Annotated in this window: 28 protein-coding genes; 1 reads left to right on the top strand and 27 read right to left on the bottom strand. The window is 39.9% G+C overall.

Annotated elements, in window-relative coordinates; all coding sequences use genetic code 11:
• Positions 1-35 precede the first annotated feature (35 nt).
• From rnc to V7161_RS12345, 11 genes are all read right to left on the bottom strand, one after another.
• Complete coding sequence (gene rnc, locus V7161_RS12395) at positions 36-776, bottom strand: ribonuclease III (protein WP_335445441.1); 741 nt, start codon at positions 774-776, stop codon at positions 36-38.
• A 164-nt stretch (positions 777-940) separates the two neighbouring features.
• The gene (locus tag V7161_RS12390) at positions 941-1,174 is read right to left on the bottom strand and encodes an acyl carrier protein (protein WP_223588553.1); all 234 of its coding nucleotides are present in this window, start codon (positions 1,172-1,174) and stop codon (positions 941-943) included.
• 69 nt (positions 1,175-1,243) lie between these two features.
• Positions 1,244-1,987 (bottom strand): 3-oxoacyl-[acyl-carrier-protein] reductase, encoded by a 744-nt coding sequence (gene fabG / locus V7161_RS12385; protein ID WP_335445440.1) that lies wholly within the window; start codon positions 1,985-1,987, stop codon positions 1,244-1,246.
• Positions 1,984-2,931, bottom strand: coding sequence for an ACP S-malonyltransferase (gene fabD, locus V7161_RS12380; RefSeq protein ID WP_335445439.1), 948 nt, complete (start codon positions 2,929-2,931; stop codon positions 1,984-1,986). The genes fabG and fabD overlap by 4 nt, the downstream gene beginning before the upstream one ends.
• Before the next feature lie 14 nt (positions 2,932-2,945).
• The gene (gene plsX / locus V7161_RS12375; protein WP_335445438.1) at positions 2,946-3,950 is read right to left on the bottom strand and encodes a phosphate acyltransferase PlsX; all 1,005 of its coding nucleotides are present in this window, start codon (positions 3,948-3,950) and stop codon (positions 2,946-2,948) included.
• Positions 3,951-3,962: 12 nt separating this feature from the next.
• A complete protein-coding gene (fapR, locus tag V7161_RS12370; protein ID WP_223588560.1) occupies positions 3,963-4,529 on the bottom strand; it encodes a transcription factor FapR in 567 nt (188 codons plus the stop codon).
• Positions 4,530-4,670: 141 nt separating this feature from the next.
• Positions 4,671-6,719, bottom strand: coding sequence for an ATP-dependent DNA helicase RecG (gene recG / locus V7161_RS12365; protein ID WP_335445437.1), 2,049 nt, complete (start codon positions 6,717-6,719; stop codon positions 4,671-4,673).
• Positions 6,703-7,599 carry an L-serine ammonia-lyase, iron-sulfur-dependent, subunit alpha gene (sdaAA, locus tag V7161_RS12360; protein WP_335445436.1) on the bottom strand — a complete coding sequence of 299 codons (897 nt, stop codon included), beginning with the start codon at positions 7,597-7,599 and terminating at the stop codon, positions 6,703-6,705. Before sdaAA ends, recG begins: the two co-directional genes overlap by 17 nt.
• Before the next feature lie 14 nt (positions 7,600-7,613).
• Positions 7,614-8,276, bottom strand: coding sequence for an L-serine ammonia-lyase, iron-sulfur-dependent subunit beta (sdaAB, locus tag V7161_RS12355; RefSeq protein ID WP_335445435.1), 663 nt, complete (start codon positions 8,274-8,276; stop codon positions 7,614-7,616).
• A 115-nt stretch (positions 8,277-8,391) separates the two neighbouring features.
• Entirely contained in the window at positions 8,392-10,065 is a 1,674-nt protein-coding gene (locus tag V7161_RS12350) for a DAK2 domain-containing protein (protein ID WP_335445434.1), read from the bottom strand.
• A 15-nt stretch (positions 10,066-10,080) separates the two neighbouring features.
• Complete coding sequence (locus tag V7161_RS12345; RefSeq protein ID WP_335445433.1) at positions 10,081-10,443, bottom strand: Asp23/Gls24 family envelope stress response protein; 363 nt, start codon at positions 10,441-10,443, stop codon at positions 10,081-10,083.
• A gap of 224 nt (positions 10,444-10,667) precedes the next feature.
• Between V7161_RS12345 and rpmB the strand changes: the two genes are divergently transcribed.
• A complete protein-coding gene (gene rpmB, locus V7161_RS12340) occupies positions 10,668-10,856 on the top strand; it encodes a 50S ribosomal protein L28 (protein WP_007087786.1) in 189 nt (62 codons plus the stop codon).
• Between the two features lie 115 nt (positions 10,857-10,971).
• On the opposite strand, the gene spoVM is transcribed toward rpmB, so the two are convergent.
• The 16 genes from spoVM to V7161_RS12260 all read right to left on the bottom strand — a co-directional run bounded on the left by spoVM (position 10,972) and on the right by V7161_RS12260 (position 26,117).
• The gene (spoVM, locus tag V7161_RS12335) at positions 10,972-11,055 is read right to left on the bottom strand and encodes a stage V sporulation protein SpoVM (RefSeq protein ID WP_007087787.1); all 84 of its coding nucleotides are present in this window, start codon (positions 11,053-11,055) and stop codon (positions 10,972-10,974) included.
• Between the two features lie 106 nt (positions 11,056-11,161).
• Positions 11,162-11,809, bottom strand: a complete 648-nt coding sequence (locus tag V7161_RS12330) for a thiamine diphosphokinase (protein ID WP_335445432.1) — start codon at positions 11,807-11,809, stop codon at positions 11,162-11,164.
• Positions 11,810-11,941: 132 nt separating this feature from the next.
• A complete protein-coding gene (gene rpe, locus V7161_RS12325; protein ID WP_335445431.1) occupies positions 11,942-12,586 on the bottom strand; it encodes a ribulose-phosphate 3-epimerase in 645 nt (214 codons plus the stop codon).
• A gap of 2 nt (positions 12,587-12,588) precedes the next feature.
• A complete protein-coding gene (rsgA, locus tag V7161_RS12320) occupies positions 12,589-13,470 on the bottom strand; it encodes a ribosome small subunit-dependent GTPase A (RefSeq protein ID WP_335445430.1) in 882 nt (293 codons plus the stop codon).
• A gap of 100 nt (positions 13,471-13,570) precedes the next feature.
• Positions 13,571-15,550, bottom strand: coding sequence for a Stk1 family PASTA domain-containing Ser/Thr kinase (pknB, locus tag V7161_RS12315; protein ID WP_335445429.1), 1,980 nt, complete (start codon positions 15,548-15,550; stop codon positions 13,571-13,573).
• Positions 15,551-15,556: 6 nt separating this feature from the next.
• Positions 15,557-16,306: a Stp1/IreP family PP2C-type Ser/Thr phosphatase gene (locus V7161_RS12310; RefSeq protein ID WP_335445428.1), complete on the bottom strand. Its 750-nt coding sequence runs from the start codon at positions 16,304-16,306 to the stop codon at positions 15,557-15,559.
• A gap of 6 nt (positions 16,307-16,312) precedes the next feature.
• Positions 16,313-17,362 (bottom strand): 23S rRNA (adenine(2503)-C(2))-methyltransferase RlmN, encoded by a 1,050-nt coding sequence (gene rlmN / locus V7161_RS12305; RefSeq protein ID WP_335445451.1) that lies wholly within the window; start codon positions 17,360-17,362, stop codon positions 16,313-16,315.
• A 117-nt stretch (positions 17,363-17,479) separates the two neighbouring features.
• Complete coding sequence (gene rsmB, locus V7161_RS12300; RefSeq protein ID WP_335445427.1) at positions 17,480-18,826, bottom strand: 16S rRNA (cytosine(967)-C(5))-methyltransferase RsmB; 1,347 nt, start codon at positions 18,824-18,826, stop codon at positions 17,480-17,482.
• Between the two features lies 1 nt (position 18,827).
• The gene (fmt, locus tag V7161_RS12295; protein ID WP_335445426.1) at positions 18,828-19,772 is read right to left on the bottom strand and encodes a methionyl-tRNA formyltransferase; all 945 of its coding nucleotides are present in this window, start codon (positions 19,770-19,772) and stop codon (positions 18,828-18,830) included.
• Entirely contained in the window at positions 19,769-20,254 is a 486-nt protein-coding gene (gene def, locus V7161_RS12290; protein ID WP_335445425.1) for a peptide deformylase, read from the bottom strand. Before def ends, fmt begins: the two co-directional genes overlap by 4 nt.
• A 55-nt stretch (positions 20,255-20,309) precedes the next feature.
• Positions 20,310-22,721, bottom strand: a complete 2,412-nt coding sequence (gene priA / locus V7161_RS12285) for a primosomal protein N' (protein WP_335445424.1) — start codon at positions 22,719-22,721, stop codon at positions 20,310-20,312.
• Between the two features lies 1 nt (position 22,722).
• Positions 22,723-23,931: a bifunctional phosphopantothenoylcysteine decarboxylase/phosphopantothenate--cysteine ligase CoaBC gene (coaBC, locus tag V7161_RS12280; RefSeq protein WP_335445423.1), complete on the bottom strand. Its 1,209-nt coding sequence runs from the start codon at positions 23,929-23,931 to the stop codon at positions 22,723-22,725.
• A 140-nt stretch (positions 23,932-24,071) separates the two neighbouring features.
• The gene (gene rpoZ / locus V7161_RS12275; RefSeq protein WP_335445422.1) at positions 24,072-24,290 is read right to left on the bottom strand and encodes a DNA-directed RNA polymerase subunit omega; all 219 of its coding nucleotides are present in this window, start codon (positions 24,288-24,290) and stop codon (positions 24,072-24,074) included.
• A 1-nt stretch (position 24,291) separates the two neighbouring features.
• The gene (gene gmk, locus V7161_RS12270; RefSeq protein ID WP_335445421.1) at positions 24,292-24,906 is read right to left on the bottom strand and encodes a guanylate kinase; all 615 of its coding nucleotides are present in this window, start codon (positions 24,904-24,906) and stop codon (positions 24,292-24,294) included.
• An 11-nt stretch (positions 24,907-24,917) separates the two neighbouring features.
• Positions 24,918-25,181 (bottom strand): extracellular matrix/biofilm regulator RemA, encoded by a 264-nt coding sequence (remA, locus tag V7161_RS12265; RefSeq protein ID WP_223588583.1) that lies wholly within the window; start codon positions 25,179-25,181, stop codon positions 24,918-24,920.
• A 60-nt stretch (positions 25,182-25,241) separates the two neighbouring features.
• Complete coding sequence (locus V7161_RS12260; RefSeq protein ID WP_223588722.1) at positions 25,242-26,117, bottom strand: YicC/YloC family endoribonuclease; 876 nt, start codon at positions 26,115-26,117, stop codon at positions 25,242-25,244.
• Between the last annotated feature and the right edge of the window lie 11 nt (positions 26,118-26,128).

Genomic DNA, 26,128 nt, shown 5'->3' with positions numbered 1-26,128 from the left:
TGCCCGGGATTACTCCTCTAAAACATTTGTCATATCTAGGTTGTTTTCGTTTTAAGTACATCCAGCGCCATTTGAGCCGCATGCTGTTCCGCCTCTTTTTTGGACCTTCCCGTCCCTACCCCTAATTCTTCGCCATTTAAGGAAACCTTTGACACAAACTCTTTATTGTGTGCAGGTCCTTTTTCTTGTAGAACACGATATTCAATTACTCCAGAACCATCTCTTTGAATGAGTTCCTGTAATTGGCTCTTAAAATCCATCACATGAGAAAAAGCACCAGCATTTATTTTTGGGAAAACAACTTTTTCAAGAAAATCTATGACTTTTTCAATTCCTTGGTCTAAATAAAGTGCGCCAATGAACGCTTCAAAAACATCGGCGAGAAGTGCCGGCCGCTCTCGTCCGCCCGTCATTTCTTCCCCTTTGCCGAGCAAAATTAATTTTCCAAATCCTAATTCATTCGCAAATGCTACGAGTGACGGCTCACATACAATGGCCGCTCTTAGTTTGGTTAATTCTCCTTCTGTCATCATGGAATATTTCTTAAAAAGGAATTGTGATATTGTCAGTTCAAGTACAGCATCTCCCAAAAATTCGAGCCTTTCATTATCTTCAAAAGGCTTTCTGCGATGCTCATTCACATAGGATGAATGAGTAAAAGCTTGCTTTAATAATTTTTCATTTTCAAATTGAATTTCAATTATCTTTTGAAACTCTTTAAATTGACTTTCTTTTGCGCGATTGTCCATTTCTTTTTCTTTCCCATTTCTGCGCATAAGTTCTCCACCTTGCATTTAATTTACACATGACTATAATACTGAGTTTAAAAAAATTTTGATAAAAACGCAAAGAAACTTGGCAGCACTAGTGGAACTGCCAAGTTCTATTCTACAGAATAAAGCCCCGTTTGAAAACGGAGCTTTGTGAATAATTCCAACGATTACTTCGTGCTATTTATGTAATTAACAGCATCACCAACAGTGCTGATTTTTTCAGCATCATCGTCAGAAATTTCCATATCGAACTCATCCTCTAATTCCATTACTAGTTCAACTACGTCAAGGGAATCAGCGCCAAGATCATCTTTAAATGAAGCTTCAAGCGTAACTTGAGACTCATCAACACCTAAACGGTCAACGATGATTTTTGTAACACGTTCTAATACCTCTGCCATGCTCGTTCACCTCCCCTCAAGCTATTATAGAGTATTTCTTTCAAATAATAAATGAAAGAATTATTATTTTTACATTACCATTCCGCCATCAACATGGAATGTCTGCCCTGTGATATAGGATGAATCATCAGAAGCAAGGAATGCCGTGATTTTTGCGATATCTTTCGGCTCACCTAATCTTGCTAAAGGAATCTGTTTTAGCATTTCGGTTTTTACTTCTTCTGACAATTTGTCTGTCATATCAGTGGTGATAAATCCTGGGGCAATCGCGTTAACGGTAATATTTCGTGTCGCAAGCTCTTTGGCTGTAGTTTTCGTTAAACCAATGACACCCGCTTTGGCAGCAACATAGTTTGCCTGACCTGGGTTTCCGCTTACGCCGACAATGGAAGCAATATTGATAATACGGCCCACTCTTTGTTTCATCATTTGTCTCGTTACGGCTTTCGTAACTAAGAAGACGCCTTTAAGGTTGATATTAATGACATCATCCCATTCTTCTTCTTTCATTCTCATTAATAAATTGTCTTTTGTAATTCCAGCATTATTAACAAGAATATCAAGCTTTCCAAAACGATCAATGGTCGCTTTCACCATTTCTGCAACTTCTTCTGTGTTTGAGACATCGCATCTTACAGCAAACGCATCTCGGCCAAGTGCTTTGATTTCATCCACGACTTCATTCGCTTTTGCTTCACTTCCAGCAAAATTTACAGCGACATTGGCTCCCTGCCTTGCTAGTTCAAGCGCAATTTCCCTGCCAATTCCTCTTGATGCACCAGTTACAAGGGCTGCTTTACCTGTTAAATTCATAGCTTTTCCTCCTTTAATGCGTCGATAACGGACTGACAGGTTTCCTCATCAGAAACAGAATAGGTTTTAACACTGCGATTAATCTTTTTGATTAAGCCAGACAGCACTTTGCCCGGTCCAATTTCGATAAAGGTATCCACACCTAGCTCGATCATTTTTTCAACCGAATCCTCCCATAATACTGGAGAATAAAGCTGCTCTATTAATTTTTCCTTTATTTCAGCAGAGTCGCTCATTACGTCTGCAGAAACATTGGCTACGACTGGAATTTCTGCATTTTTCATATCCAGACTGTCTAAGACAGCACGCAATTCGCTTGAAGCTGGCTTCATGAGAGAAGAATGGAACGGTCCGCTAACTTCAAGCGGAATGACGCGTTTTGCTCCGGCCTCCTTCGCTTTTTCGCCGGCAAGCTCAACACCTTTTGACGAACCAGAAATGACGATTTGACCTGGGCAGTTAAGATTGGCAAGGGAAACAGGAAAACCTGAATCATCCACTGCTTTTGTCACTTCAGCAAGTTTTTCGCGGTCTAACCCAAGAACAGCAGCCATTGTTCCTTCACCATTTGGAACTGCCTTTTCCATATACTCTCCTCGTTTACGGACAGCATAAACACCTTCCTCAAAAGTTAAGGCGCCCGCAGCAACAAGGGCCGTATATTCTCCTAAGCTGTGACCAGCAACAAAATCTGCCTGAATCCCTGATTTTTGAAAGAAATTTAACAGTGCAATACTCGTGGTTAGTAAAGCAGGCTGAGCATTTGTTGTTTTCGTCAGCTCCTCTTGAGGACCTTCAAAAATGAGGCTGCTTAGGCTGCTTTGTAATCTTTCATCTGCCTTTTTAAAATAATCCATCACTTCTGGATGCTCATTTGCGAGCCTTTGACCCATCCCAACTACTTGTGACCCCTGTCCGGGAAAAACAAATGCAATCTTACTCATCTTAACACTCCTTACTAGAGTTCAATTTTGGAAGTATTCGTTTCTTCTACTGTTTTTTGAATTTGTGCGATGACATCTTTTTCGACCATTTCCCTTGTTTGCCGAATGGCGCTGAAAATGGACTGAGCATTAGAGGATCCATGAGCTTTAATGACTGGAGCCTTTAACCCAAATAGAGCCGCTCCCCCATACTCCGAATAGTCCAATTTATTTTTCAATGTCATTAAGTTTGGCTTTAAAACAGCTGCAGCAAGTTTACTTGTAAAACTGCTCATTAAGGCTGTTTTTAACATTTTAAAAATCGATAGGGCTGTACCTTCAATGGTTTTTAACACCATATTCCCAGTAAAACCGTCGGTCACCACGACATCGGCAACACCATCAAGTAAATCCCGCGCCTCCACATTGCCGACAAAATTTAAATTTGTATTTTTTAAAAGGTCAAATGAATTCCTTGTCAATTCATTTCCCTTTTTTTCTTCTGTTCCAATATTCAAAAGCCCTACTCTAGGGTTTGTAATACCCCTTACCTTTTCACTATAAATCGAACCCATGATAGCATTTTGTAATAAATGTTCTGGTTTAGCATCAGCATTTGCCCCAACATCAAGCAGGAGAAAACCTTCGCCGCCGATTGTTGGAAGCGTTGGAGCCAAGGCAGGACGATCAATTCCTTCAATTCTTCCAACAACGAACAAACCTGCAGCCATAAGTGCACCCGTATTTCCTGCTGAAATACAAGCATCAGCATCACCGTCAGTCACTAACTGTGCAGCAAGGACCATGGAAGCATTTTTTTTGCGTCGAACCGCCCTAACAGGTTCATCTGTTCCGAGAATAACTTCGGTTGTATGTATTATGGAAATTCTGTCATGGTTTGTTAATGTTTCTTTTATTTTATTTTCATCGCCCACAAGGGTAATATGTATATCAGGATAGCTATTGACAGCCTTCATCGCCCCTAAGACAATTTCTTTTGGAGCATGGTCACCACCCATAGCATCGATTGATAGTTTCATTGGTCTCATCCTTTAATGATTTTTCGAACGGTACATTTCAAAGTTTCCGGTAAATACCAGTTCATTATTCACAAAACTCGTCACTTCGACATATGTTCTGAGAGCATTTTCATCGATTTTGATCACTCTTGCTTTGGCAATCACTCGTTCATTCAATTTTACCGATCGATTAAAATGAATATTAGCTTTTGCAGTCAAAGCCAGTTCATCATTTATTACAGCTACCGCTAATGAATTTGCCTGGGCAAAAACATGATGTCCGCGAGCAATTTTATTCCGCTGAAAAACATGTTCTTCTTTCACATCAAAAATGGAAATCGCACTTTGGTCTAATTCAATATCGATAATTTCACCAATGACTTCTTCAATAGGCAGGGAGCGGACTTCATCGTCAAATCTTTTTTCAGCTACTGTTTTAATCCGTTCACGAAGCTCCGGAATGGATAATTCCAACCGATCCAGACGAATTGTTTGCACACTTACTTGAAATTTTTCAGCGAGTTCCTCGTCTGTAATAAAAGGATTATCATTAATGGTTGAGATTAACAATTGTTGGCGCTCTTTTTTGGTTCTTCGCATAATTTTCCACACCGTCCGAAATCTTATGACTAGGTACTAAGAGTAGTATAAAATTTAAAAAAGCAGATTGCAAGGATAAGTTTTCTTCCTTGCTATCTGCCTTCTCCCCTTAACATTGCATTTTTCAAGCGAAAATATTTATTAATCTAACTTTTCTCCTTCTAAAACTCCTGACAATTCAAGAAGGTTTCTTAAGTATTCGTATTCATCAGAAGTCCAAAAGCTTTTCGACTGAATCAGCATTGCAGCATCATTTCTTGCTGTTTCAAGGGCGCGGTAATCATGAACCATGTCTGCCACCTTGAATTCCGGCACGCCGCTTTGTTTTCTGCCAAAAAAATCTCCTGGACCTCTAAGTTCTAAATCCTTTTCACTTAGAACAAAGCCATCGTTCGTCTCTGTCATAATCCGCATTCTCTCTTGGCCTACTTCTGATTTAGGACTTGCCAGCAGGATACAATAGGATTGATCGCTTCCTCGGCCGACACGGCCGCGCAATTGGTGTAGCTGTGAAAGGCCAAATCTTTCCGCATCATATATAACCATCATCGTTGCATTCGGTACATTAACCCCCACTTCCACAACCGTTGTCGATACTAGGATTTGGACTTCATTTACACTGAACGCTTTCATGACTGAATCCTTTTCATCCGAACTCAATCGTCCATGCATAAGACCCACTTTATACCGATTTTGAAAATAGTGGCTTAAAGTGGTATGCACATCAATTGCATTTTGCACATCAAGCTTTTCCGATTCCTCAATAAGCGGGCAAATTACATACGCCTGATGCCCTTTAACTAATTCTTTTTCTATAAACCCGAGAACTCGTTCCAGCATTTCAGGTTTTGCCCAGTACGTTTCGATTGTTTTTCTGCCCGCTGGCATTTCGTCAATGATACTGACATCCATTTCGCCAAATACCGTGATCGCCAATGTCCGGGGAATTGGTGTAGCTGTCATAAATAAGACGTCGGGGTTTTCGCCTTTTTCCCGTAATACCCGTCGCTGCTCAACACCAAAGCGATGCTGCTCATCGGTTATCACGAATCCTAATCTTTGAAAGGATACTTCGTCCTGAATCAAAGCATGTGTACCAATTAAAATATCAATTTTTCCTGCCGCTAATTCCTGAAGAATCTCTTTTCTCCGTTTTCCCTTTACTGAACTTGTCAAAAGTTCGCACCTGACTTCAAAGGGTTCAAGCAGATTTTTTAAAGATTCTGCATGCTGTTCCGCCAAGATTTCAGTCGGAACCATTAAAGCCCCTTGAAACCCCGCTGTCACACTTGCATAAAGACCTATGGCCGCAACGACCGTTTTCCCTGAGCCAACATCTCCTTGAAGTAAACGGTTCATCCTATATGGAGATTTCAGGTCCTTGATAATATCATTCACCACCCGTTTTTGGGCATTCGTCAGTGGAAAAGGAAGCTCTTTGATAAATTCCTTCAATTTGTTTAAATCATAGTCTTGAACAATACCAGGTGAATGCTCTCGTTCAAACTTTCTTAATGCTTGCATTTTTAATTGAAACAAGAGAAATTCCTCATAAACAAAGCGGCGCCTGGCCTGTTTGACTTCTTCCGGATTAGCAGGAAAATGCATGGCCTTTATCGCATCTCTTCTGGTTAAGAGACGATATTTTTGGATAAAAGAAACTGGCAGTGTTTCCTCTATCAGGCCTCCGTATTGTTGAAAGGCTAAGCTAATAAATTTTCGAATCCCTTTTGTTGTTAATTTTCCTCTTAATGAATAAACAGGTTCAAAATCATTGTGTTTGGCATTTGGTCCTGCCTGCATTTCACTTGCTGTAATGGTTTGCCTGTGAGCATCCCATTTACCAGTTACGGTTATCGTTTCGTTCATGACAATTTTATTTTTTAAATAGGGCTGGTTAAAAAAAACTACTTTAATCAGATAAGAACCTACGAAGAGCCGAATCGTCAGCTTTGACTTTTTTCTGCCATAATAGTTAAGAGAAGGCTCGCTATGAACCTTCCCTTCGACTGTGACTTTCTCATCATGCTGTACTTCTGTCAGTTCTTTTAGCGAATAATCTTCATAACGATATGGAAAATATTCTAATAAGTCATTAATTGAAAAGATTTTCATTTCCGAAAAAATTTCAGCCGTTTCCTCACCAATACCCTTTAAGACCGTGATTGATTGGTTAAGATTTGGATTCATTATTAACAAGCGGTATCCCAAAGATTTTTGCTTCTAAAGCTCTACCTGTTGGTGTAGCCGCTAACCCTCCCTGAGCTGTTTCTCTTAGTGCCGATGGCATCGATTGGCCAATTTTGAACATCGCGTCAATTACTTCATCACAAGGGATACGACTTGTAATTCCTGCCAGCGCCATATCTGCTGCAACCATTGCGTTGGCAGCCCCCATAGCATTTCGCTTCACACAAGGGACCTCTACCAGCCCGGCAACCGGGTCACATACTAATCCCAGCATGTTTTTTAACGTAATGGCCATTGCCTCTGCACATTGCTGTGGTGTCCCACCGGCCATTTCAACAATAGCCGCTGCTGCCATCCCCGCTGCAGAACCTACTTCGGCTTGACAGCCTCCGGCAGCACCGGAAATCGATGCATTATTCGCAACTACAAAGCCGAAGGCACCGGATGTAAATAAAAACGATATCATTTGCTCTCTTGTTGGGTTCAGCTTTTTCTTGACAGCGAACAATGTACCTGGAACCACCCCTGCTGAGCCAGCTGTAGGTGTGGCACAAATCGTTCCCATTGCTGCATTCACTTCATTCGTTGCAACCGCTTTACTAACAGCATCGAGAATGGTTTCCCCCGTTAAAAAGTTGCCTTTTTCTATATATTTCTGCAATAGAACCGCATCTCCACCCGTTAATCCTGAATGAGAGGTAACGCCCTTTAACCCTTTTTCAACGGCCTCCTCCATGACGGTAAGATTTCTATCCATAAATGCAAGCACTTCTTCTCTTGACCTGCCGGTAACAGCTACTTCCTGCTCGATCATGATATCTGATATTTTTTTATTTTGACTGTTAGCCATTTCTACTAATTCAGCGACATTTCGAAACATAACTTTTTCCCCCCTTAATCGACAATTTTAGTCACTTTTAATATATTAGGAAGCTCTTCAAGCTCAATTAGGATATGATTATCAATATTTTGGTCTACTTCGATTGTCATAAGCGCAAGCTTTCCTTGCTCTTTACGGGAAACTTCCATGTGGCCAATATTGATTTCGTATTTTGCCAAAATGTTGGCTACGCTTGCAATTGCACCAAAGCGATCATTATGAACAACTAAAATGGCTGGATGATTTCCGGACAGTTTAAGTTCAAAACCGTTTAGCTCTGTCACTTCAATCTTTCCGCCGCCAATAGAAATACCCACTAATTCCAGCTCGCCATTATGGTCCCCGATAATGATTCTCGCTGTGTTTGGGTGATCGGTAACAGCATCTTCTTCAATAAACCGGAGTTTAATGCCTTTTTCCTTAGCAATATCAATGGCATTAATAATCCTTACATCATCCGTTTCAAAATCTAATAAACCACCAACAATGGCAACGTCTGTCCCATGACCTTTATACGTTTTCGCAAATGATCCATATAAAGATATATTGGCCCATTTTGGCTCTCTTCCAAACAGGCTTCTGGCTACTCTGCCGATTCTTGCTGCTCCGGCTGTATGGGAACTAGAAGGACCAATCATGACTGGCCCAATAATATCAAATACGCTTCTGTATTTCATAAGAATTCTCTCCCTTAGCGTAATTCTCTCTAATAAATTATATTCAAAACATATTTTCTTGCCTCATATGCACAAAAAAAGAAGGGATAACCCCTTCTTCTATTTTATCTGTTCATTATTCAATTGAAAAGATAAAAGAATATAATGGTTGTTGGCCATTATGGATTTCTATTTCAATATTACCATAATTTTCTTCTACAAACTGAGTTAAGGAGTTTACTTCATCTTCCGAAACGTCTTCCCCATAAATAACAGTTAAAATTTCGGAGTCTTCATCTAACATTTTAGAAAGAAGATCTTCAGCCGCTTTTCCTTTGTCCTTGTTTTTTACAACAATTTTCCCTTCGGCAATACCCATGAAATCATCTTTCTCAATTTCTAACCCATCAATTTGGGTATCGCGAACAGCAAAGGTAATTTGACCTGTCTTGACATGCTGAAGCGCATCCTTCATCGTTGCTTCATTTGCCTCTACGTTAGCAGAAGGATTGAACGCAAGAAGCGCCGAAAGCCCTTGCGGTACCGTTTTTGAAGGTATCACGTAAATCTCTTCTTCGGATACATCACGTGCTTGCTCGGCCGCCATAATAATATTCTTATTATTCGGTAAAATAAATACCTTTTTAGCATTTACTTGCTTGACAGCCTTAACAATATCCTCCGTACTTGGATTCATTGTCTGCCCGCCTTCAATCACAGCATGCGCTCCTATGCTTTTAAACAAATCGGCAATTCCAGATCCCATAGATACCGTTACAATTCCATATTCTTTCTGTTCCTGCACCCGTTCTGCCACTAAAGGAGTGTGTGTTTCGCCAACAATGTTGGAATGCTGCTGGCGCATGTTTTCAATCTTCATATTGATTAAATTGCCGTACCGCTGTCCATATGTTAAAACCTCACCAGGCTGTTCGGAGTGAATATGCACTTTGACAACATCTTCGTCTGCAATAACTAATAAAGAGTCTCCGTATTTGCTTAAATCATTACGGAATTCGCCTTCATTAAATGGGTTTTTCGCTGTCTTAGCATTTTCAAATCTAACCATAAATTCTGTACAATACCCAAATTCAATATCCTCAGTATTGATATGGCCTTGAACGCTTTTATGGTGCTCTGCACTGACCAGTTCATTCATGGTTGGCATGGAACTTGGTGAATCTGGGAGTTTTTCACCCTTTAATTCGGCTAGGAATCCTTCATAAACGAAAACAAGACCTTGTCCGCCGCTGTCAACCACACCGACTTCCTTTAAGACAGGAAGTAACTCTGGAGTGCGTTTTAGTGAAGCTTTTGCTTCTTTTAAAACCTCTTCCATAATTACAATGATATCATTTGATGTTTGTGCAGCTTGAACTCCCATTTTAGCGGAATCCTTTGCAACTGTTAAGATGGTCCCTTCTACTGGCTTCATAACAGCTTTATAGGCAGTTTCTACTCCGGCTTCTAATGCAGTGGCAAAATCTTTCCCTGAGATGGCAGATTTACTTTCTACTGCTTTTGAAAAACCGCGGAATAGCTGGGAGAGAATTACGCCGGAATTACCGCGCGCTCCCATCAGCAAACCTTTGGAAAGAGCAGCGCCCACCTTTCCTATATGTTCCTGAACATTGTTTTTTACTTCTTTTGCCCCGGAGGTCATTGATAAATTCATGTTCGTTCCGGTATCACCATCGGGCACTGGAAAAACGTTTAAGGCATCGACCATTTTAGCATTTGCAGACAAATGGTTGGCACCCTGGATCACCATTTCGGCAAAACGTTTTCCATCTAATGCTGTTATTGACACAAAACTTCCTCCTCACTACGAGTTCGTCACGCGAACTCCTTGAACGTAAATATTTACCGAGTCAACGGCAAGTCCAACTGTCTTATCGAGGGTGTATTTAACCTTTGATTGCACGTTGTGGGCAATTTCGGAAATTTTCGTTCCATAGCTGACAATAATGTACATATCAATATGTAATGCCTCATTTTCCTGGCGGACAATAATGCCGCGGGTAAAGTTTTCTTTACGTAAGATTTCTGTAATTCCATCTTTAATTTGATTTTTAGAGGCCATACCTACGATTCCATAGCATTCGATTGCCGCTCCTCCGGCAATGGTAGCGATTACTTCATTTGAAATATCAATTTGTCCGTACTTTGTTTTTAATTCAATGGACATGAATCGTTCCCCCTTTGGAAAATTGCTCCTTGACTACAGTCATTTTACTATAGTCGGCACAATATGGAAAGTCATACTTACATGTCAAGGTTTTTTTCTTGAAAGGTTTATATACAAGTATTGCAATCACCAACGTTGTATGTTAAATTATTAAGGTATCTCAAGCAGATGAAAATCAGTATATTGCTGTATAAAGCTTTTGGTAGTTAAGGAGGGAAATCATAATGCCACGTAAATGTGTAGTAACTGGAAAGAAAACAACAACTGGTAACGCACGTTCTCACGCTATGAACGCTAACAAGCGTACATGGGGTGCTAACCTACAAAAAGTACGTATTCTTGTTGATGGGAAGCCAAAGCGTGTTTGGGTTTCTGCAAGAGCGTTAAGATCAGGTAAAGTTGAACGCGTTTAATAAGAGTTTTAAAGGCCAGAGCATCCAGTAATCGGATGCTCTTTCTTTTTAAGTATTTCCCACAGGACAAAATAAAAAGCACCCAAATTTAACGGGTGCCAAAACATTCCATTTTCTATTCGTTTTTCTTAAATGCACCAATCATCGCCCGGACAAGTCCGCCTAAAAATCTCGGCAGTTTAATCGTATAAAATTTCATACTGTCCCTCCTCACCAATCTCCCGCTTCTTATACATCTCAACTTTTTTCGTACGCCCTTACATACTATTCAAACGGACGAAAACAGTACCAAATTGTAAGACCTATTAATCATGGCTTCTTATCACTATTAATATGCCTTCGGAAAATGAAAAAGTACCATAATCACTAATAAGTTCATTACTAATACATAGTGTAGATCCGAGAGAAATATGCTGATTTTTCAAAGGAAATTTGAAGCCCTCTAGTGTGATTCCGCTGACATTAAGCGTTAGGGGAACAAAAGAAATATATTTTTCATCTTTCATTTTATTTATTGTATAAGTCCCTGGTTCTTTTAAAAATAACAGGTTATTTCGATCAATTAAACAGATATCTGCTGCTTTTTTTGCTCTTAGGGGATTTAGTAAAAGCTGTACATTTGCAAATAAATGATCAAGTCGTCCGCCCGTTGCACCAAAAATACGAATTTTCTCTGGATTCTGTTCTAATGCCCAATTCAGCGCGAGTTCCATATCCGTTTCATCTTTTTCAGGTTTAAAGCGTTTTAATTCTTCCACCTTGCTTTCAATAAACTGTAATTCCTCTGGTGAAACAGAATCAAAATCTCCAAAAGCAATGACTGGACTTATGTTCCTCTTTAATAAGTGAAAAACACCGCGATCCACTCCGACCCATATGGTGTTTTTCCCCTCAAACTCTTTCAAATCAGGAAGAAGGTCTTCAGGACCTCCTGCCAAAATATTGATAATCATCGTGAAAACCCCTTTTGTTAAACTATGTTGTTGATTTGCGCTCCAATCAACAGTGTTAAAAATCATTTATGTCCTTTACTAAGCCTAATAATAAGCAAAAAGCCGAGCTGTAATGAGCCGGCTTATCTTTTACTATCCTCTTATTAATGAGATGGCTTTTGCGTAATCACTTTCATTGTAAATTGCGGAGCCTGCCACTAATACATTGGCCCCTGCTTCAATACATTGCTTTGCGGTTTCCGGATTTACACCACCATCGATTTCAATCTCAATGTTTAAACCTTTTTGCTCTGCCATTTCCTTCACTTTTCTAATTTTCGGAAGGACCTCTGGAATGAATTTTTGTCCTCCAAACCCTGGATTAACAGACATTAACAATACCATATCAATATCCCCAATGATATGTTGTATGGTTTCAACTGGTGTCGCTGGATTTAAGACCACCCCTGCCTTTACACCAAACGATTTAATCGCTTGAAGCGTTCTGTGCAAATGACGGCAAGCTTCCACATGGACCGTAATATAATCTGCTCCTGCCTTGGCAAAAGCCTCAATATACTGATCAGGATTCTCAATCATTAAATGTACATCAAGCGGCAGTTTTGTAATAGGACGAATGGCCTCAACAATGAGCGGTCCTATCGTAATATTCGGAACAAAATGGCCATCCATTACATCAACATGTATGTAGTCTGCTCCACCTTTTTCAACTGCCAAAATCTCTTCCCCCAATTTTGAAAAATCGGCTGAAAGAATGGAAGGTGCTATTTTCACCATGGTTAGTACCTCGGCTTTCTATCTTTTATTTCTTGGAGGAAATCAACATAATGTTCATAGCGATATGCTGGAATTTCCCCTGATTCAACAGCTTGTTTCACACCGCATTTAGGTTCGCTGATATGGAGGCAGCCGCGAAATTTACAATTTTCGCTCTTCTGCAGCAATTCTGGAAAACATGCAGTTAGATCTTCCGCCTCAATATTAGTGAATTCTAATGAGCTAAATCCAGGCGTATCGGCAACAAGCCCTTCGCCAATTTCAATTAGCTCTACATGCCTTGTCGTATGCTTTCCTCTTCCTAAATGTGATGAGATATCATTTGTTTTTAGCTCCAGGTCAGGTCTAAGAACATTTAGTAAAGAGGACTTCCCTACACCGGATTGACCGGCAAAAACAGAAATTTTATGATTAAGATGCGGATTCAACTGTTCAATTCCGGACTCTGTTTCCGATGAAGTAAGAATGACTTCATATCCAGCCGATCGATATTTCTGAGCATATTCCATAATCAACTTGTTTTGCTCATTGTTTGTCAGGTCCATCTTAGTAATACAAATGAGTGGCTCAATATGATTAAATTCCACTAATACTAGAAATCGATCTAAAAGCACGGTGCTGAAGTCAGGTTCTACAGCCGAAAAAACAAGAATGGCCTGATCAACGTTCGCAATTGGCGGGCGGACTAATTCATTTTTCCGTTCTTTTACTTCAAGAATATAGCCTTCCAATTCGTTTTCTGCTTGAAAAACAACCTCATCCCCAACCAGAGGGGTGACTTTATTCTTTCTGAATACCCCTCTGCCCCGGCATTGAATTAATTCATCATTATGAAGAACATAGTAAAATCCACTTAATGCTTTTACAATTTTCCCTTCAGGCATAGCCACACTCCTTGCCCTTAAACTTCACAAACGGATGACTTCTATTAAAATTTTTACGAGTGCTCTCATTTTTATTCAAAATGTAAAGCCATCCATTATATTATTCTGTATCATCATAGCTTATCGTTTCATCCGCGATAACCTGCAAATCACGCATAACTTTATAGCCGGCCTTTTTTCCGTATGGAATCAACAATTTAATTTGCTTTTTCGTCGTTTGTGTAATGGTGAATTTTTCAGCCGGCTCTGTCATACTATGCGTCATATCCTCTATATAGATTATGACCTCTTGTTTTTGTCCTGGCTCGCCAGGTAAAGGCGGTTCATATTCGATGGTAATTTCTTTAATTACCTCTTTTGGCGGCTTTTGCTCTTTTCCTTTTGAAATCACAACCGAAACCTTGTCACCTTTTTTCAATTCTGTTCCCTCTGCCGGTGATTGCGATATGACCATACCTGCCGGAATATTTTCATCATATTTTTCTTGTGAGGCATCCAATACCAGCCCTACTAATGATGCATAGTCCTGTGCACCTTTTAAATTATATTGGGTTAAGTCCTTTAAGACAATTTTTTCCGGTCCCTTACTGACCTCAAATTCTAATTCAGTATCTTCTGGAACCACTTTTGTACCTCCAGGTGGATTCTGGCTTAAGATGGTACCTGGTTCACTATCGTCGTTTTTTTCCACTTTATTTATAGCTTTAAAATTCTCCTGCTCTAATAAACGGACCACATCATCATATTGACGGCCAACATAATCAGAAAGATCATATTTTTCTTTTCCAGAGCTAATGTATATAGTAATCCCGGCATTTTCCTTAACTGTAGTCCCAGCCTCAGGGTCGGTTTTAATTACTTTCCCTTTTTTAACATCCTCATCTGGTATTTCAATTTGGTCGGTGACCTCGAGTCCTTTTAATTTTAGCTTGGAAATTGCGTCATCTACATTCATTCTGCTTACATCTGGAACTTTGACGTCCTTTGCCGATAATAAATCAGGTAAAAATGTAAAAGTTAATATTCCTAGAATGGCCAGAATAAGAAAAGTAGATATTAAAATTATCGGCCACTTTTTCCGTTTTTTACTTGTTTTCTTTTCTTTATTTGCACCATTTTCTTGTTTAATCGCCGGCTTTTCATTGCTATGCACTAATGTTTCATCAAGGTTTTTTAAAGGCTTATCATTCGTAATAACTGGAATTGCTTTTGTTGCCTCGTCATCAACCGGTATAGAAAATTTAGGTTCATCATCCCTCTCAGGGTCGAGAGCTGTTCGCAAGTCCTCCTCCATTTCATCAACCGTATTATAGCGATGGAATGGATCTTTGGCCGTTGCCTTAAGGACGATATTTTCGACACTTTGCGGAATTTTTGGGTTCCATCTTCTTACAGAGGGTGTTTCTGATTGAAGATGCTTTAATGCAATCGAAACGGCGGATTCTCCTGAAAACGGAAGCCGGCCTGTCAATAGCTCAAACATGACAATCCCTAATGAATAAATATCTGATTTTCGATTGGCCATTCCTCCGCGGGCTTGCTCAGGTGATAAATAATGGACAGAACCCAAGACGGAATTTGTCTGCGTGATGCTTGTTGCACTAAGCGCCATTGCGATACCAAAATCAGTAATTTTCACGTATCCCTCTCGGTCAATTAAAATATTATGAGGCTTTATATCGCGATGAATAATATGATTTTGATGTGCATGGGAAATGGCAGATGTTAATTGCATCATTATGTCTAGCGCTTCTTCCACTCGAAGTGGTGATTGCTGCTGTATGTATTGTTTTAAGGTTTGCCCGTTTACATATTCCATAACAATATAATATAGGGAATCCTCTTCACCAACATCGTAAATGCTAACTATATTCGGGTGAGCAAGACTAGTAGCTGATTGAGCCTCTCTATGAAAGCGTTTAATAAATTCCTCATCATTTACAAAATCCAGCCGAAGCATTTTTACGGCAACATCTCTATCCAGAATCATATCATGGGCTAGATATACATTTGCCATACCGCCTCCGCCAATCATTTCAAGGATTTTATAGCGGCCGCTTATTCTTTTCCCAATGATCATTTTTCATCACCCTCTTTCATTTTCATTATTAAACTCTAGAATGATTAGGGTAATGTTGTCTTCTCCGCCATTATCATTTGCCATGATAATGAGTGATTGTGCTTTTTGTTCAAGCGTAGTTTGATTCTGAAGAATTTGAACCATTTCTGTGTCACTTACTTTATTGGATAACCCATCTGAACAAATAAGCAGATAGTCTCCTTCCTCGAACATAATGGTTTTAATATCAATCTTTACATCTTGTTCAGTCCCTAAGGCTCGTAATATCCAATTTTTCCTTGGATGATGCTCCGCATCCTCTTTCGAAATTTGACCTGTACGGACTAATTCATTGACCCAAGTATGGTCATCCGTTAGCTGTTGGAATCCGGAATCATTTAAAATGTAACAGCGAGAATCGCCCACATGGGCAATCGATGTAAAATTGTCTGTAGCAATCACCGCTTCAATCGTTGTACCCATTCCTTCACATTCCTCATTGCTCCTGGCATGTTCATACAACAATCGATTAACCTCAAGAATATTTGACTTCAACCATTCTTCAGCTTGATCAGCAGTATTTAACCCTTGAGCCTGCTCCCATTTTTCCTGTAAGTATGTCACTGTCATTTGACTTGCAACATCACCGGCACGGTGACCGCCCATGCCATCTGCTACAATGGCTAGGCGATGTCCGTCCCGATTGACAAAAGTTCCACCATTATCCTCATTATTTTGGCGAACTTTTCCTTGGTCCGTTTTAAAAACAGCCTTCACATTCTGTCACCTCGTCTCTTCCTTCCGCTCCTTTGCACGAAGTTGTCCACATGCTGCATCAATATCATGACCGTGCTCTCGGCGAATTGTCACATTAATTCCACGTTTTTTTAGGGTTTTTTCAAAGGCAAAAATTTTATCTTTAGGTGTACGGACATAATCTCTTTCAGGTACATAATTTACCGGTATCAAATTCACATGGCATTTAATCCCTTTTAGTAGGTCTGCTAATTCCTCAGCATGCTCAGTTGAATCATTTACACCGCCAAAAAGACCATATTCAAAGCTTATGCGCCTTCCAGTCTTATCGATATAATACCGTACTGCTTTCATTAAGTCATCAAGTTTATATGCTTTGTTAATCGGCATCAGCCTTGATCTTAGTTCAGTATTTGGAGCGTGAAGTGAAATTGCGAAATTGATTTGCATATTTTCATCAGCAAATTGATAAATCTTCGGAATGATTCCGCTAGTCGAGACGGTAATATGGCGGGCACCGATATTCAGCCCTTTATCATGATTAATAATTTTTAAAAATGAAAGCATATTATCGTAGTTATCAAAAGGCTCCCCGATTCCCATTATAACAACAGAGCTTACACGCTCCTCCGTTTCATCAAGAGCTTGCTGGACTTTGACCACTTGCGCAACAATTTCTCCCGCCTCAAGGTGTCTTTTCAATCCACCTAGGGTTGAAGCGCAGAAGGTACAGCCAATTCTGCAGCCAACCTGCGTTGTTACACACACCGAGTTTCCATAATCATGGCGCATGAGAACGGTTTCGATTGAATAGCCATCGTGAAGCTCGAAAAGAAACTTAATTGTTCCATCGGATGAGGTTTGTTGGATGACTGTCTTTAAAGGTGTAAGTTGAAAATGACTTAATAGCTTTTCACGGAGTTCTCTAGAAACATTACTCATATCTTCAAAAGTAGCAATTCTTTTTTTATATAGCCAATCAAAAATCTGCTCAGCACGAAATGGCTTTTCACCATTCTCCGACAGCCATTCCCTTAATTCATGAAGCTCCAATGAATAAATAGATTTTTTCTTCATCTCTATTGCTGTGTTCTTCTCAGTTGTATTTATTTCTTCCACAACTACACCTTCTTTCTATTGTCTAGCTTCAGCGCCTAGGAAAAAATGAACTGCATTTTTCCCTGTTCAAGGCGCTTACGCTTTTCTTAAAACTGCAATATAAAATCCATCAGACCCAAAATCTTGGGGGAAAATTTGTAAATCAAAACCTGTAATCAACGGCTGAACGGCTTCAGGCATCCTATCTTTAAAAGAAAGATCTCCTTCAAATTCTGGATTATTTTCTAAAAATGTTTTGACTGTATTTTCATTTTCTTCTTTATCAACGGTGCATGTACTATATACTAGAATGCCACCTTTTTTTAATAATGGAGCAACGGAGGTTAACAGATTTTGTTGAATGGTACTTAACCGTTCTAAATCTTTTTCGGTTTTCGTATATTTCATATCTGGTTTTCTTCTCATTACCCCAAGGCCAGAGCAAGGAGCATCGAGAAGAATTCGATGGAAAGATTCATTGTTAAACTTTTCTTGTAGATGTCTTGAATCAGAGACATTTGTTTTTATATTTGATAACCCTAAACGACGGGCATTATCATTAATTAATTTAACCTTGTGCTGGTGAAGATCAACGGAAATCACTTCACCCGTATTATTTAATTTTTCAGCAATATGCGTGCTTTTTCCTCCAGGAGCTGCACACGCATCAAGGACAAATTCTCCTTCTGATGCACCTAGTGCATAGGTCGCAAGCATCGAGCTCTCGTCTTGAATCGTAAACATTCCATATTTAAAGGCAATGGTAGAAGCTAAGTTTCCCTTTAATGACCTTATCGCCTCAGGAATGATTGGGCTTTTTTCAATTTGAAACCCATCTTCCTCAAGCACCGAAACACATTCATCTCTAGAAATCTTTGTAAGATTAACTCGTGCTGTTTGCATAGGCGCTGTTAAGTTAATTTCACACATTTCTTTTGTTTTATCATAACCAAATTGATTCACCCATCTATTTACAAGCCAAAACGGGTGGCTGGTCTCGAGTGAAAGACGTTCAATAGGATCAACCACTTCACTTAATGCAGGGATTCCTTCTCTTTGAATACTGCGAAGCACTCCGTTTACCAGACTGGCTATCCCTTTATGCCCGCGTTTTTTGGCAATTTCTACCGCCTCAAAAATGGCAGCCCGGTCAGGTATTTTATCAAGATAAACCATTTGATAAAGTGTCATTCTTAGTAAATGATGAATCCAATCCGCTAATTTCTTGTTATCTTTGACAAATGGCTTTAAATAGTAATCCAGAGCCATTCTCCTTTGCAATGTTCCATATGTCAATTCAGTAAGTAATCCGACATCTTTTGGAGATAATTCGTTTTTTTCAATGGTGGTATTTAGCAGCAAATTGCTATATGAATGGTTTTTCTCAATGGTTGTCAAAAGATCCATTGCGGTTTCGCGAACATTGTTTTTCTTTGATGTCATGTTATTCTCCCAGTAGGCTGCCTAGTGAAATTTTTGAGCCTGCTCCTCTTAAAAATTGTTCACTCATCATTTTCGTTTTTCCGGAAGGCTGAAGTTCAAGGATTTTAATAGAGGTATCATTCCCAGTACTCACTGTAATACCATCTGATTCTAGTTTTACAATGGTTCCAGGCACTTGGCTCTTTATACCTAAAACCTTTTCAGCACGCCAAATTTTTAATACTTGTCCATCCATCGTCGTAAAAGCAACAGGCCAAGGGTTTAATCCGCGAATATGATTGTATATATTTTCTCCGGTTTTCCCCCAGTCAATCTTTTCCTGTTCCCGTTTAATATTAGCAGCAAAGGTCGCTTCTCCATCATTTTGCGGAATTGGTTTGAGTTTTCCATCCAATAATAACGGTAATGTTTCTGAGAGCAACTTTGCTCCCGCCTTACTTAACTTATCATGGAGCGTACCAACATTGTCATCTTCCGCGATAGGCACTTCTACTGACGTTAAAATATCTCCTGCATCTAGTTTCTCCACCATATACATGATGGTTATTCCTGTTTTCTTTTTCCCTTGCATAATCGCATAGTGGATAGGCGCTCCGCCGCGCAATTCAGGAAGTAGGGAAGCATGAACATTAATACAGCCATGAGCAGGGGCTTCTAACAGCTTCTTTGGCAGAATTTGGCCAAAAGCAGCCGTTACAATTAAATCTGGGTTTAGTGAGAGGATCTTTTGAAGCTCATCTTCCTGACGGATTTTTTCCGGTTGAAAGACGGGGATCCCTTGTTTTAAGGCTTCCACCTTTACTGGAGGAGGTGTTAAAACTTTTTTTCTTCCTACCGGCCGATCTGGCTGGGTTACAACACCAATTACTTCATACCCATCCGCAAGTATTTGTCTAAGTACCGGAACGGAAAAATCAGGTGTCCCCATAAAAACAATTTTGGTCATTCACTTTCTACTCCTTTTAACTCATCTTCCTCAAGGTATCTTGATACTTTTGTGGTGAATAATATCCCGTCAAGATGGTCGATTTCATGCTGAATGGCTCTAGCAAGAAACTCCTCTGCTTCTAGCGTGTATTGTCTCCCTTTCCGATCGAGAGCTTCTATTTTCACATAATTTGGTCTGGTAACTTCACCATATAATCCTGGAAAGCTTAAACATCCTTCTGGTCCTGTTTGCTCTCCTGATGTAGATAAAATCCGAGGATTTATCATTTCGATGGTTCCTGACTCATCATCAATATCAACGATTGCAATTCTAGCATTTAAGCCTATTTGCGGGGCAGCAAGTCCAACCCCATCATATTCAATCATCGTGTCGTACATATCATCAAGCACTTTCACTAGCTTTCGGTCAAACTTGTCTACTTCTTGGCATTTTAGCTCGAGAATGTCGGCAGGATGAGTCACAATTTTTCGTATTGCCAAAGCTTTTCCTCCAATATTTATCATGGGTATGGTTTTTATTTTATTTTTTCCACTATTACATTAAGATAAACGGGTTTACGTCAATCGAAACCTGAAGCCCTTTTGCTGCATCCTTTTGATGCTGGTCAAGAATGATCTTTAGTGCCGCATTCAGGTTCGGTTCCCGCTTGTATTTTATCAGACATTGATAGCGATATCTATTATTTATCCTTGGTATGGGCGATGCTGCTGGCCCAAGTACAACTGCTTCGCTTGAAACCTGTGATCGGACAAAGTTCACAATCTTTTCCGTCGCTGCTACAACTGTCATAAGCTGCTCATGACTGACAGTGATCAATGACAGATAATAAAAGGGCGGATAATGATGCAATTTTCGTATCATCATCTCACGTTGATAAAAAAGGTCATAGTCTTGCTTACCAGCAAGTTCAATACTGTAATGCTCAGGCGTATAGGTTTGAATAATTACCTCCCCAGGCAATTGATGCCGGCCAGCCCTTCCGCTGACTTGTGTTAACAATTGGAATGTTTTTTCCGAGGACCTAAAATCCGGCAAATGAAGCATCGTATCGGCGGAAAGAACCCCAACAAGTGTTATATTAGGAAAATCTAAACCTTTGGCAATCATTTGGGTCCCTAGTAAAATATCAGCCTTCCCATCCTGAAAATCCTTTAATAACCGTTCATGCGACCCCTTTTTCCCAGTTGTATCGACATCCATGCGAATGACCTTTGCTTCAGGCAATATTTTTCCCAGCTCATCTTCCACCTTTTGTGTCCCCGTTCCAAAATAGCGGATATACTCACTTGAGCACTCGGGACAGACCTTTGGAACATAGGTTTCGTAACCACAGTAATGACATTTCATTTGCCCGCCAGCACGATGGTAGGTAAGGGAGATGTCACAGTTCGGACAATTTACCACATATCCGCAATCCCTGCACATAACGAAGGAGGAATGTCCGCGTTTATTTAAAAATAAAACAGACTGCTGTTTTTTCTCAATCCGGTCTTTTAACATCTCAAAAAGCTTTCGAGAGAACATCGAACGATTCCCTGAGCGAAGCTCTTCCCGCATATCAATGATTTCAACAGAAGGAAGCGTCTGCTTATTCATCCGAGATGGAAGCGTTAAAAGCTGGTACACATTTTTTTGCGACCTGGCAAACGATTCAAGAGACGGAGTGGCACTTCCTAATACGACTGGACAGTTATAGGTCTTCGCCCTTTCGATTGCCACCTCTTTTGCATGATAACGCGGCATTTCCTCTTGCTTATAGCTCGTTTCATGCTCTTCATCTATAATGATGATGCCAAGATTTTCAAATGGGGCAAAAATGGCTGACCTGGCCCCGACTACCACCTTTACTTCTTTTCGCTGAATTTTTCGCCATTCATCATATTTTTCCCCGGCAGACAACCCGCTGTGCAATACGGCAACCAAATCGCCAAATCTTCCTTTAAACCGATTTACCATTTGAGGTGTGAGAGATATTTCCGGGACAAGAACAATTGCTTCCTGACCTTTTTCAATGACCTGTTGAATCGATTGAAGGTATATTTCTGTCTTGCCGCTTCCTGTTACACCATAAAGTAAAAATACCTCATGACTATTTGTTTCGATAGCATTCAGAATCGGTGCAATGGCCTTCGCTTGATCCTCTGTTAATGGCAGGGCTCGAGTTCGTTCAAAAACTCGATTTTCATATGGATCGCGATAAACCTCCATCTCACTCTCTGTCAGCAGCTTCTTATCAATCAAGGCTTTGACAGTTGCAGATGAGATATTAAGGTTTGCAACAAGTTGACTTAATTCGATGGCGTTTTTCTGCTCTAGAAAAAAGGCCAGAACTTTTTTTTGTTTTTCTGCATTTCCGGGCAAACGGTCCATTTCTTCTTTTAACCTATCAGGTGGAACATGCGGCTGAACATATCTTACTTTTTTTTTCTTGACCCTTTCTTTAACCTCGTAAATAACTTCGAGATGCCCCTTTGCTGATTCCCGTTGAAGAAGTGAAACAATTCCACTTTTTAATGCTTCCTCCCAATTCAGCACGCCATTATGTTGAAAATAAGAGTGAAGTACTTCAGGTAAATCTGATATTACAGCACCCGGAGCGAGCTTTACCTTTTTTTCATATTTTGCTTTTAATGCCGCTGGCAGCATGGCCTGGTAGGCAAATATTTTAAAGCAAAGAGTATTTTCCGTTAACCAGTTTCCAAGCTCTAATAATTCTTGATTTAAAACAGGCTTAAGGTCCATAGGCTCTATGATTTCCCGAAGCTGATTAAATTCTGATTCAGCTTTTATTTCCGTAACAAAACCTTGAATATTCCTTGGTCCAAATGGAACAACGACTCTCATCCCAGGCTGGATTGTTTCCCTCCATTGCTCTGGGATGAGATAATCGAAGGATTTATCCGTTTGTTTAGTTGGCACATCAACGATTACAGCAGCAATTTCCATTTCATTTCATATCCTTCAGAAGTGAAGTTGTTTCTTCAATAATTTTTTCGGCCACCGCTGTTTTTGACATCATCGGTAATGTTGCAACTGATCCATCACGCTTGAATAATGTAACAATATTGGTATCCGTTCCAAAACCGGCGCCTTCTGTTTTGACATTATTGGCAACAATCATATCCGCATTTTTCGCCGCTAATTTCTTGCGTGCATATTCTTCTACGTTATCTGTTTCAGCAGCAAATCCAATCAGCAATTGATGTTTTTTCCTTTGGCCGAGTTCCAATAAAATATCTTTCGTTCTTTCTAATTCAATATTAGAGTCCCCGGGCTTCTTTTTCACTTTATAATCAAAAGCGTTTTTAGGGCGATAGTCGGCAACGGCTGCTGTTTTAATGACGATATCTGCTCGTTCATAAAAGCTGAGAACAGCATCGTACATTTCTTCTGCACTTTCTACCCTCACCACATTTATTCCAGCTGGTGCAGGAATTTGTACTGGACCTGATACCAAGATAACTTCGGCACCTTGCTTTTTTGCTTCTTCAGCAAGAGCATATCCCATTTTTCCACTCGAGTGGTTTGAAATAAAGCGAACAGGATCAATTTTCTCTCGTGTGGGTCCTGCCGTTACGATAACTGTCTTACCATTAAGTGGCTTTATTTCTTTTTTTGTAAAAAACTCCCGTACCAATTCAACTATTTTCTCAGGCTCTTCCAAACGCCCTTTTCCGATATAACCACAGGCCAGAAACCCTTCACTCGGTTCAATAAATTGATAGCCGAATTCGGATAAAATCGATAGATTATTTTTCACCGCGGGATGGTCGTACATATGTACATTCATAGCTGGGGCAATCCAGACTGGTGCCGTTGCAGCAAGCAGGGTGGTTGTAATCATATTATCGGCAATACCACCAGCAAGTTTTGCAATCGTATTGGCTGTTGCTGGTGCAACGAGGATAAGATCGGCCCAGTCCGCAAGGTCAATATGGGCGATTACATGCGGATTTTTTTCATCAAAGGTATCGGTATAAACCTCATTTCTAGATAATGCCTGGAAGGTTAATGAGGTAACAAATTTAGAAGCTGATTCGCTTAAAATCACTTTTACTTGCGCCCCTGCTTGTACTAGCTTACTGGTCAATGCGACTGCCTTATAGACTGCAATACCTCCGGTCACACATAATAGTATTTTTTTATCATTTAGCATGTTTTAACCCCCACTTCAAATCCAACACATTTCATCTCTTTCATTATGCTAGAATATAAGCCATTTTTCAAAATAAAAAAGGCTGACCGTTAAGGTGTTAGCCCTTCCAAAGTCACGCCTTCATTAAAGTCTTCATTTTTTTACTCAGCAGGAGTTTCTGCTTTCTTCGCAATCCGATAAGTCAGCTCGCCGCTGTAAATTTCCTCCAGTGCTTTGCCAACATATTTATAAGAAACATACTTCGGTAATCTTTCATCTCTTACTTGGGACATCGCGCGGGCACGCTTCGCGGCAACCGATACAAGCGAGTATTTTGAATCAATTTTTTCAAGCAATGAATCAATAGAAGGATATAACATTTTATTCAACCTCCAGTAATTTTTTATAGCGATGTTCGACTCGTTCTCTGCGGCAATGTTCGGCTACGACAATAGCTTTAACCCGTTCACAGGCACGTTCGACTTGATCATTTTCAACGACATAATCGTATAATTCCATCATTTCAATTTCTTCGCGGGCAGACAGCATCCGATTATGAATAATGTCTTCTGTTTCAGTTCCTCTTGTCACAATCCGGTTTTTTAACTCCGACAAGCTCGGAGGCATTAAGAAGATGAATAACCCTTCAGGAAATTTCTCACGGACCTGCCGTGCACCCTTAACTTCTATTTCTAAAAATACATCTTTTCCGGCATCCAAAGTTTCACGAACATAATCAACAGGAGTGCCATAATAATTCCCAACAAATTCGGCGTACTCTAATAACTTTCCTTGGTCAATTAATGTTTCAAATTCTTCTCTTGATTTGAAAAAATAATCTACCCCATCGACTTCACCAGCTCGCGGCTTTCGGGTTGTCATCGAAATAGAATACTCAAATGCCGTATCCGGATGGGAAAAAATCTCTTTGCGAACCGTTCCTTTACCAACCCCGGATGGTCCTGAAAGCACGATCAATAATCCTTTTTCCTTCATTAGCAGTAATCCTACCCTTCCTCAATTGATTCATCACGGTCCGTTAAGCGATGTGCAACCGTTTCTGGCTGTACGGCAGATAAAATGACATGGTCACTATCCATTACAATCACTGCTCGGGTACGTCTTCCGTATGTAGCGTCTATTAATGATCCCCGATCCCTGGCATCTTGAATGATTCTTTTTATAGGAGCAGATTCCGGGCTTACAATGGAAATAATTCGATTTGCCGATACAATATTTCCAAAACCAATATTAATTAACTTAATCGACATGGTAATCATCCAATCATCAATAATATATTTTGACCGTGTCAAACTGTTTCTAAACAAGGCCTATTCGATATTTTGAACCTGCTCTTTTAACTTCTCGAGTAAGCTTTTCATTTCAACCACCATTTTGGCAATATTTGAATCATTTGCCTTCGATCCAATTGTATTTGCTTCTCTGTTCATCTCCTGAACGAGAAAATCCAGTTTTCTTCCGATGGGTTCCTGGTCGGTTAAGGCTTGCAAAAATTGTTGGATATGGCTCTTTAATCTTGTAATTTCCTCATTAATGTCAGCCTTATCGGCAAAAACAGCAACTTCCGTTAAAATCCTGGTTTCATCTAATTGTCCATTCACGAATTCCACCATTCTTTTTGTTAAGCGCTCTTTAAACGACTGAACAACAAGAGGTGCAAATTTCTGAAGTTCAAAAATAATTGATTCCAATTGGGAGATGATCGCAATTAAATCTTTTTTAATTTCTTCCCCTTCAGAAGTCCGCATTTGTTTCAATAAAAGTACTGCTTCCTCCGTAGCGGCAAGGACTAAATTTTCTAAATCCTCATTCCCAGCTTCACTTTCTTCAATATGTATAAGATCCGAACGATTTAGCAAATCCTGAAGTGTTACTGTACCTTCAATACCATACTTTCCATGTACTTCCTTGATAAATTGATAATATTCTTCAATTAGCTTCCAATCAACATGGAGTTTCCTGGTTACAGCACCTTCGCCCTCTAAGCTTACATAAACTTCTACTCTTCCACGGCGAATATGCTGATTGAGCTTCTTCTTGATTTTATCCTCTATTTTTAAAAGCTGTCTTGGCATGCGAATATTCATTTCACAAAATCGGTGATTGACCGTTTTTACCTCAACGTTCACTGAGAAAGAACCTGAATCAGCCTTCCCTCTTCCAAAGCCTGTCATACTTATAACCATCATTTGCACAT

The organism is Neobacillus drentensis, from assembly GCF_036965425.1.
Lineage (GTDB): Bacteria > Bacillota > Bacilli > Bacillales > Cytobacillaceae > Neobacillus > Neobacillus drentensis_F.
This window is presented reverse-complemented; position numbering and strand designations above follow the sequence as displayed.

Coding starts and splice junctions, on each gene's coding strand:
- rnc (WP_335445441.1), bottom strand. CDS start 776: ATGCGCAGAAATGGGAAAGAAAAAGAAATGGACAATCGCGCAAAAGAA.
- V7161_RS12390 (WP_223588553.1), bottom strand. CDS start 1,174: ATGGCAGAGGTATTAGAACGTGTTACAAAAATCATCGTTGACCGTTTA.
- fabG (WP_335445440.1), bottom strand. CDS start 1,987: ATGAATTTAACAGGTAAAGCAGCCCTTGTAACTGGTGCATCAAGAGGA.
- fabD (WP_335445439.1), bottom strand. CDS start 2,931: ATGAGTAAGATTGCATTTGTTTTTCCCGGACAGGGGTCACAAGTAGTT.
- plsX (WP_335445438.1), bottom strand. CDS start 3,950: ATGAAACTATCAATCGATGCTATGGGTGGTGACCATGCTCCAAAAGAA.
- fapR (WP_223588560.1), bottom strand. CDS start 4,529: ATGCGAAGAACCAAAAAAGAGCGCCAACAATTGTTAATCTCAACCATT.
- recG (WP_335445437.1), bottom strand. CDS start 6,719: ATGAATCCAAATCTTAACCAATCAATCACGGTCTTAAAGGGTATTGGT.
- sdaAA (WP_335445436.1), bottom strand. CDS start 7,599: ATGTTTCGAAATGTCGCTGAATTAGTAGAAATGGCTAACAGTCAAAAT.
- sdaAB (WP_335445435.1), bottom strand. CDS start 8,276: ATGAAATACAGAAGCGTATTTGATATTATTGGGCCAGTCATGATTGGT.
- V7161_RS12345 (WP_335445433.1), bottom strand. CDS start 10,443: ATGTCCATTGAATTAAAAACAAAGTACGGACAAATTGATATTTCAAAT.
- rpmB (WP_007087786.1), top strand. CDS start 10,668: ATGCCACGTAAATGTGTAGTAACTGGAAAGAAAACAACAACTGGTAAC.
- spoVM (WP_007087787.1), bottom strand. CDS start 11,055: ATGAAATTTTATACGATTAAACTGCCGAGATTTTTAGGCGGACTTGTC.
- V7161_RS12330 (WP_335445432.1), bottom strand. CDS start 11,809: ATGATTATCAATATTTTGGCAGGAGGTCCTGAAGACCTTCTTCCTGAT.
- rpe (WP_335445431.1), bottom strand. CDS start 12,586: ATGGTGAAAATAGCACCTTCCATTCTTTCAGCCGATTTTTCAAAATTG.
- rsgA (WP_335445430.1), bottom strand. CDS start 13,470: ATGCCTGAAGGGAAAATTGTAAAAGCATTAAGTGGATTTTACTATGTT.
- pknB (WP_335445429.1), bottom strand. CDS start 15,550: ATGATCATTGGGAAAAGAATAAGCGGCCGCTATAAAATCCTTGAAATG.
- rlmN (WP_335445451.1), bottom strand. CDS start 17,362: ATGAAGAAAAAATCTATTTATTCATTGGAGCTTCATGAATTAAGGGAA.
- rsmB (WP_335445427.1), bottom strand. CDS start 18,826: ATGACATCAAAGAAAAACAATGTTCGCGAAACCGCAATGGATCTTTTG.
- fmt (WP_335445426.1), bottom strand. CDS start 19,772: ATGACCAAAATTGTTTTTATGGGGACACCTGATTTTTCCGTTCCGGTA.
- priA (WP_335445424.1), bottom strand. CDS start 22,721: ATGGAAATTGCTGCTGTAATCGTTGATGTGCCAACTAAACAAACGGAT.
- coaBC (WP_335445423.1), bottom strand. CDS start 23,931: ATGCTAAATGATAAAAAAATACTATTATGTGTGACCGGAGGTATTGCA.
- rpoZ (WP_335445422.1), bottom strand. CDS start 24,290: ATGTTATATCCTTCTATTGATTCATTGCTTGAAAAAATTGATTCAAAA.
- gmk (WP_335445421.1), bottom strand. CDS start 24,906: ATGAAGGAAAAAGGATTATTGATCGTGCTTTCAGGACCATCCGGGGTT.
- remA (WP_223588583.1), bottom strand. CDS start 25,181: ATGTCGATTAAGTTAATTAATATTGGTTTTGGAAATATTGTATCGGCA.
- V7161_RS12260 (WP_223588722.1), bottom strand. CDS start 26,117: ATGGTTATAAGTATGACAGGCTTTGGAAGAGGGAAGGCTGATTCAGGT.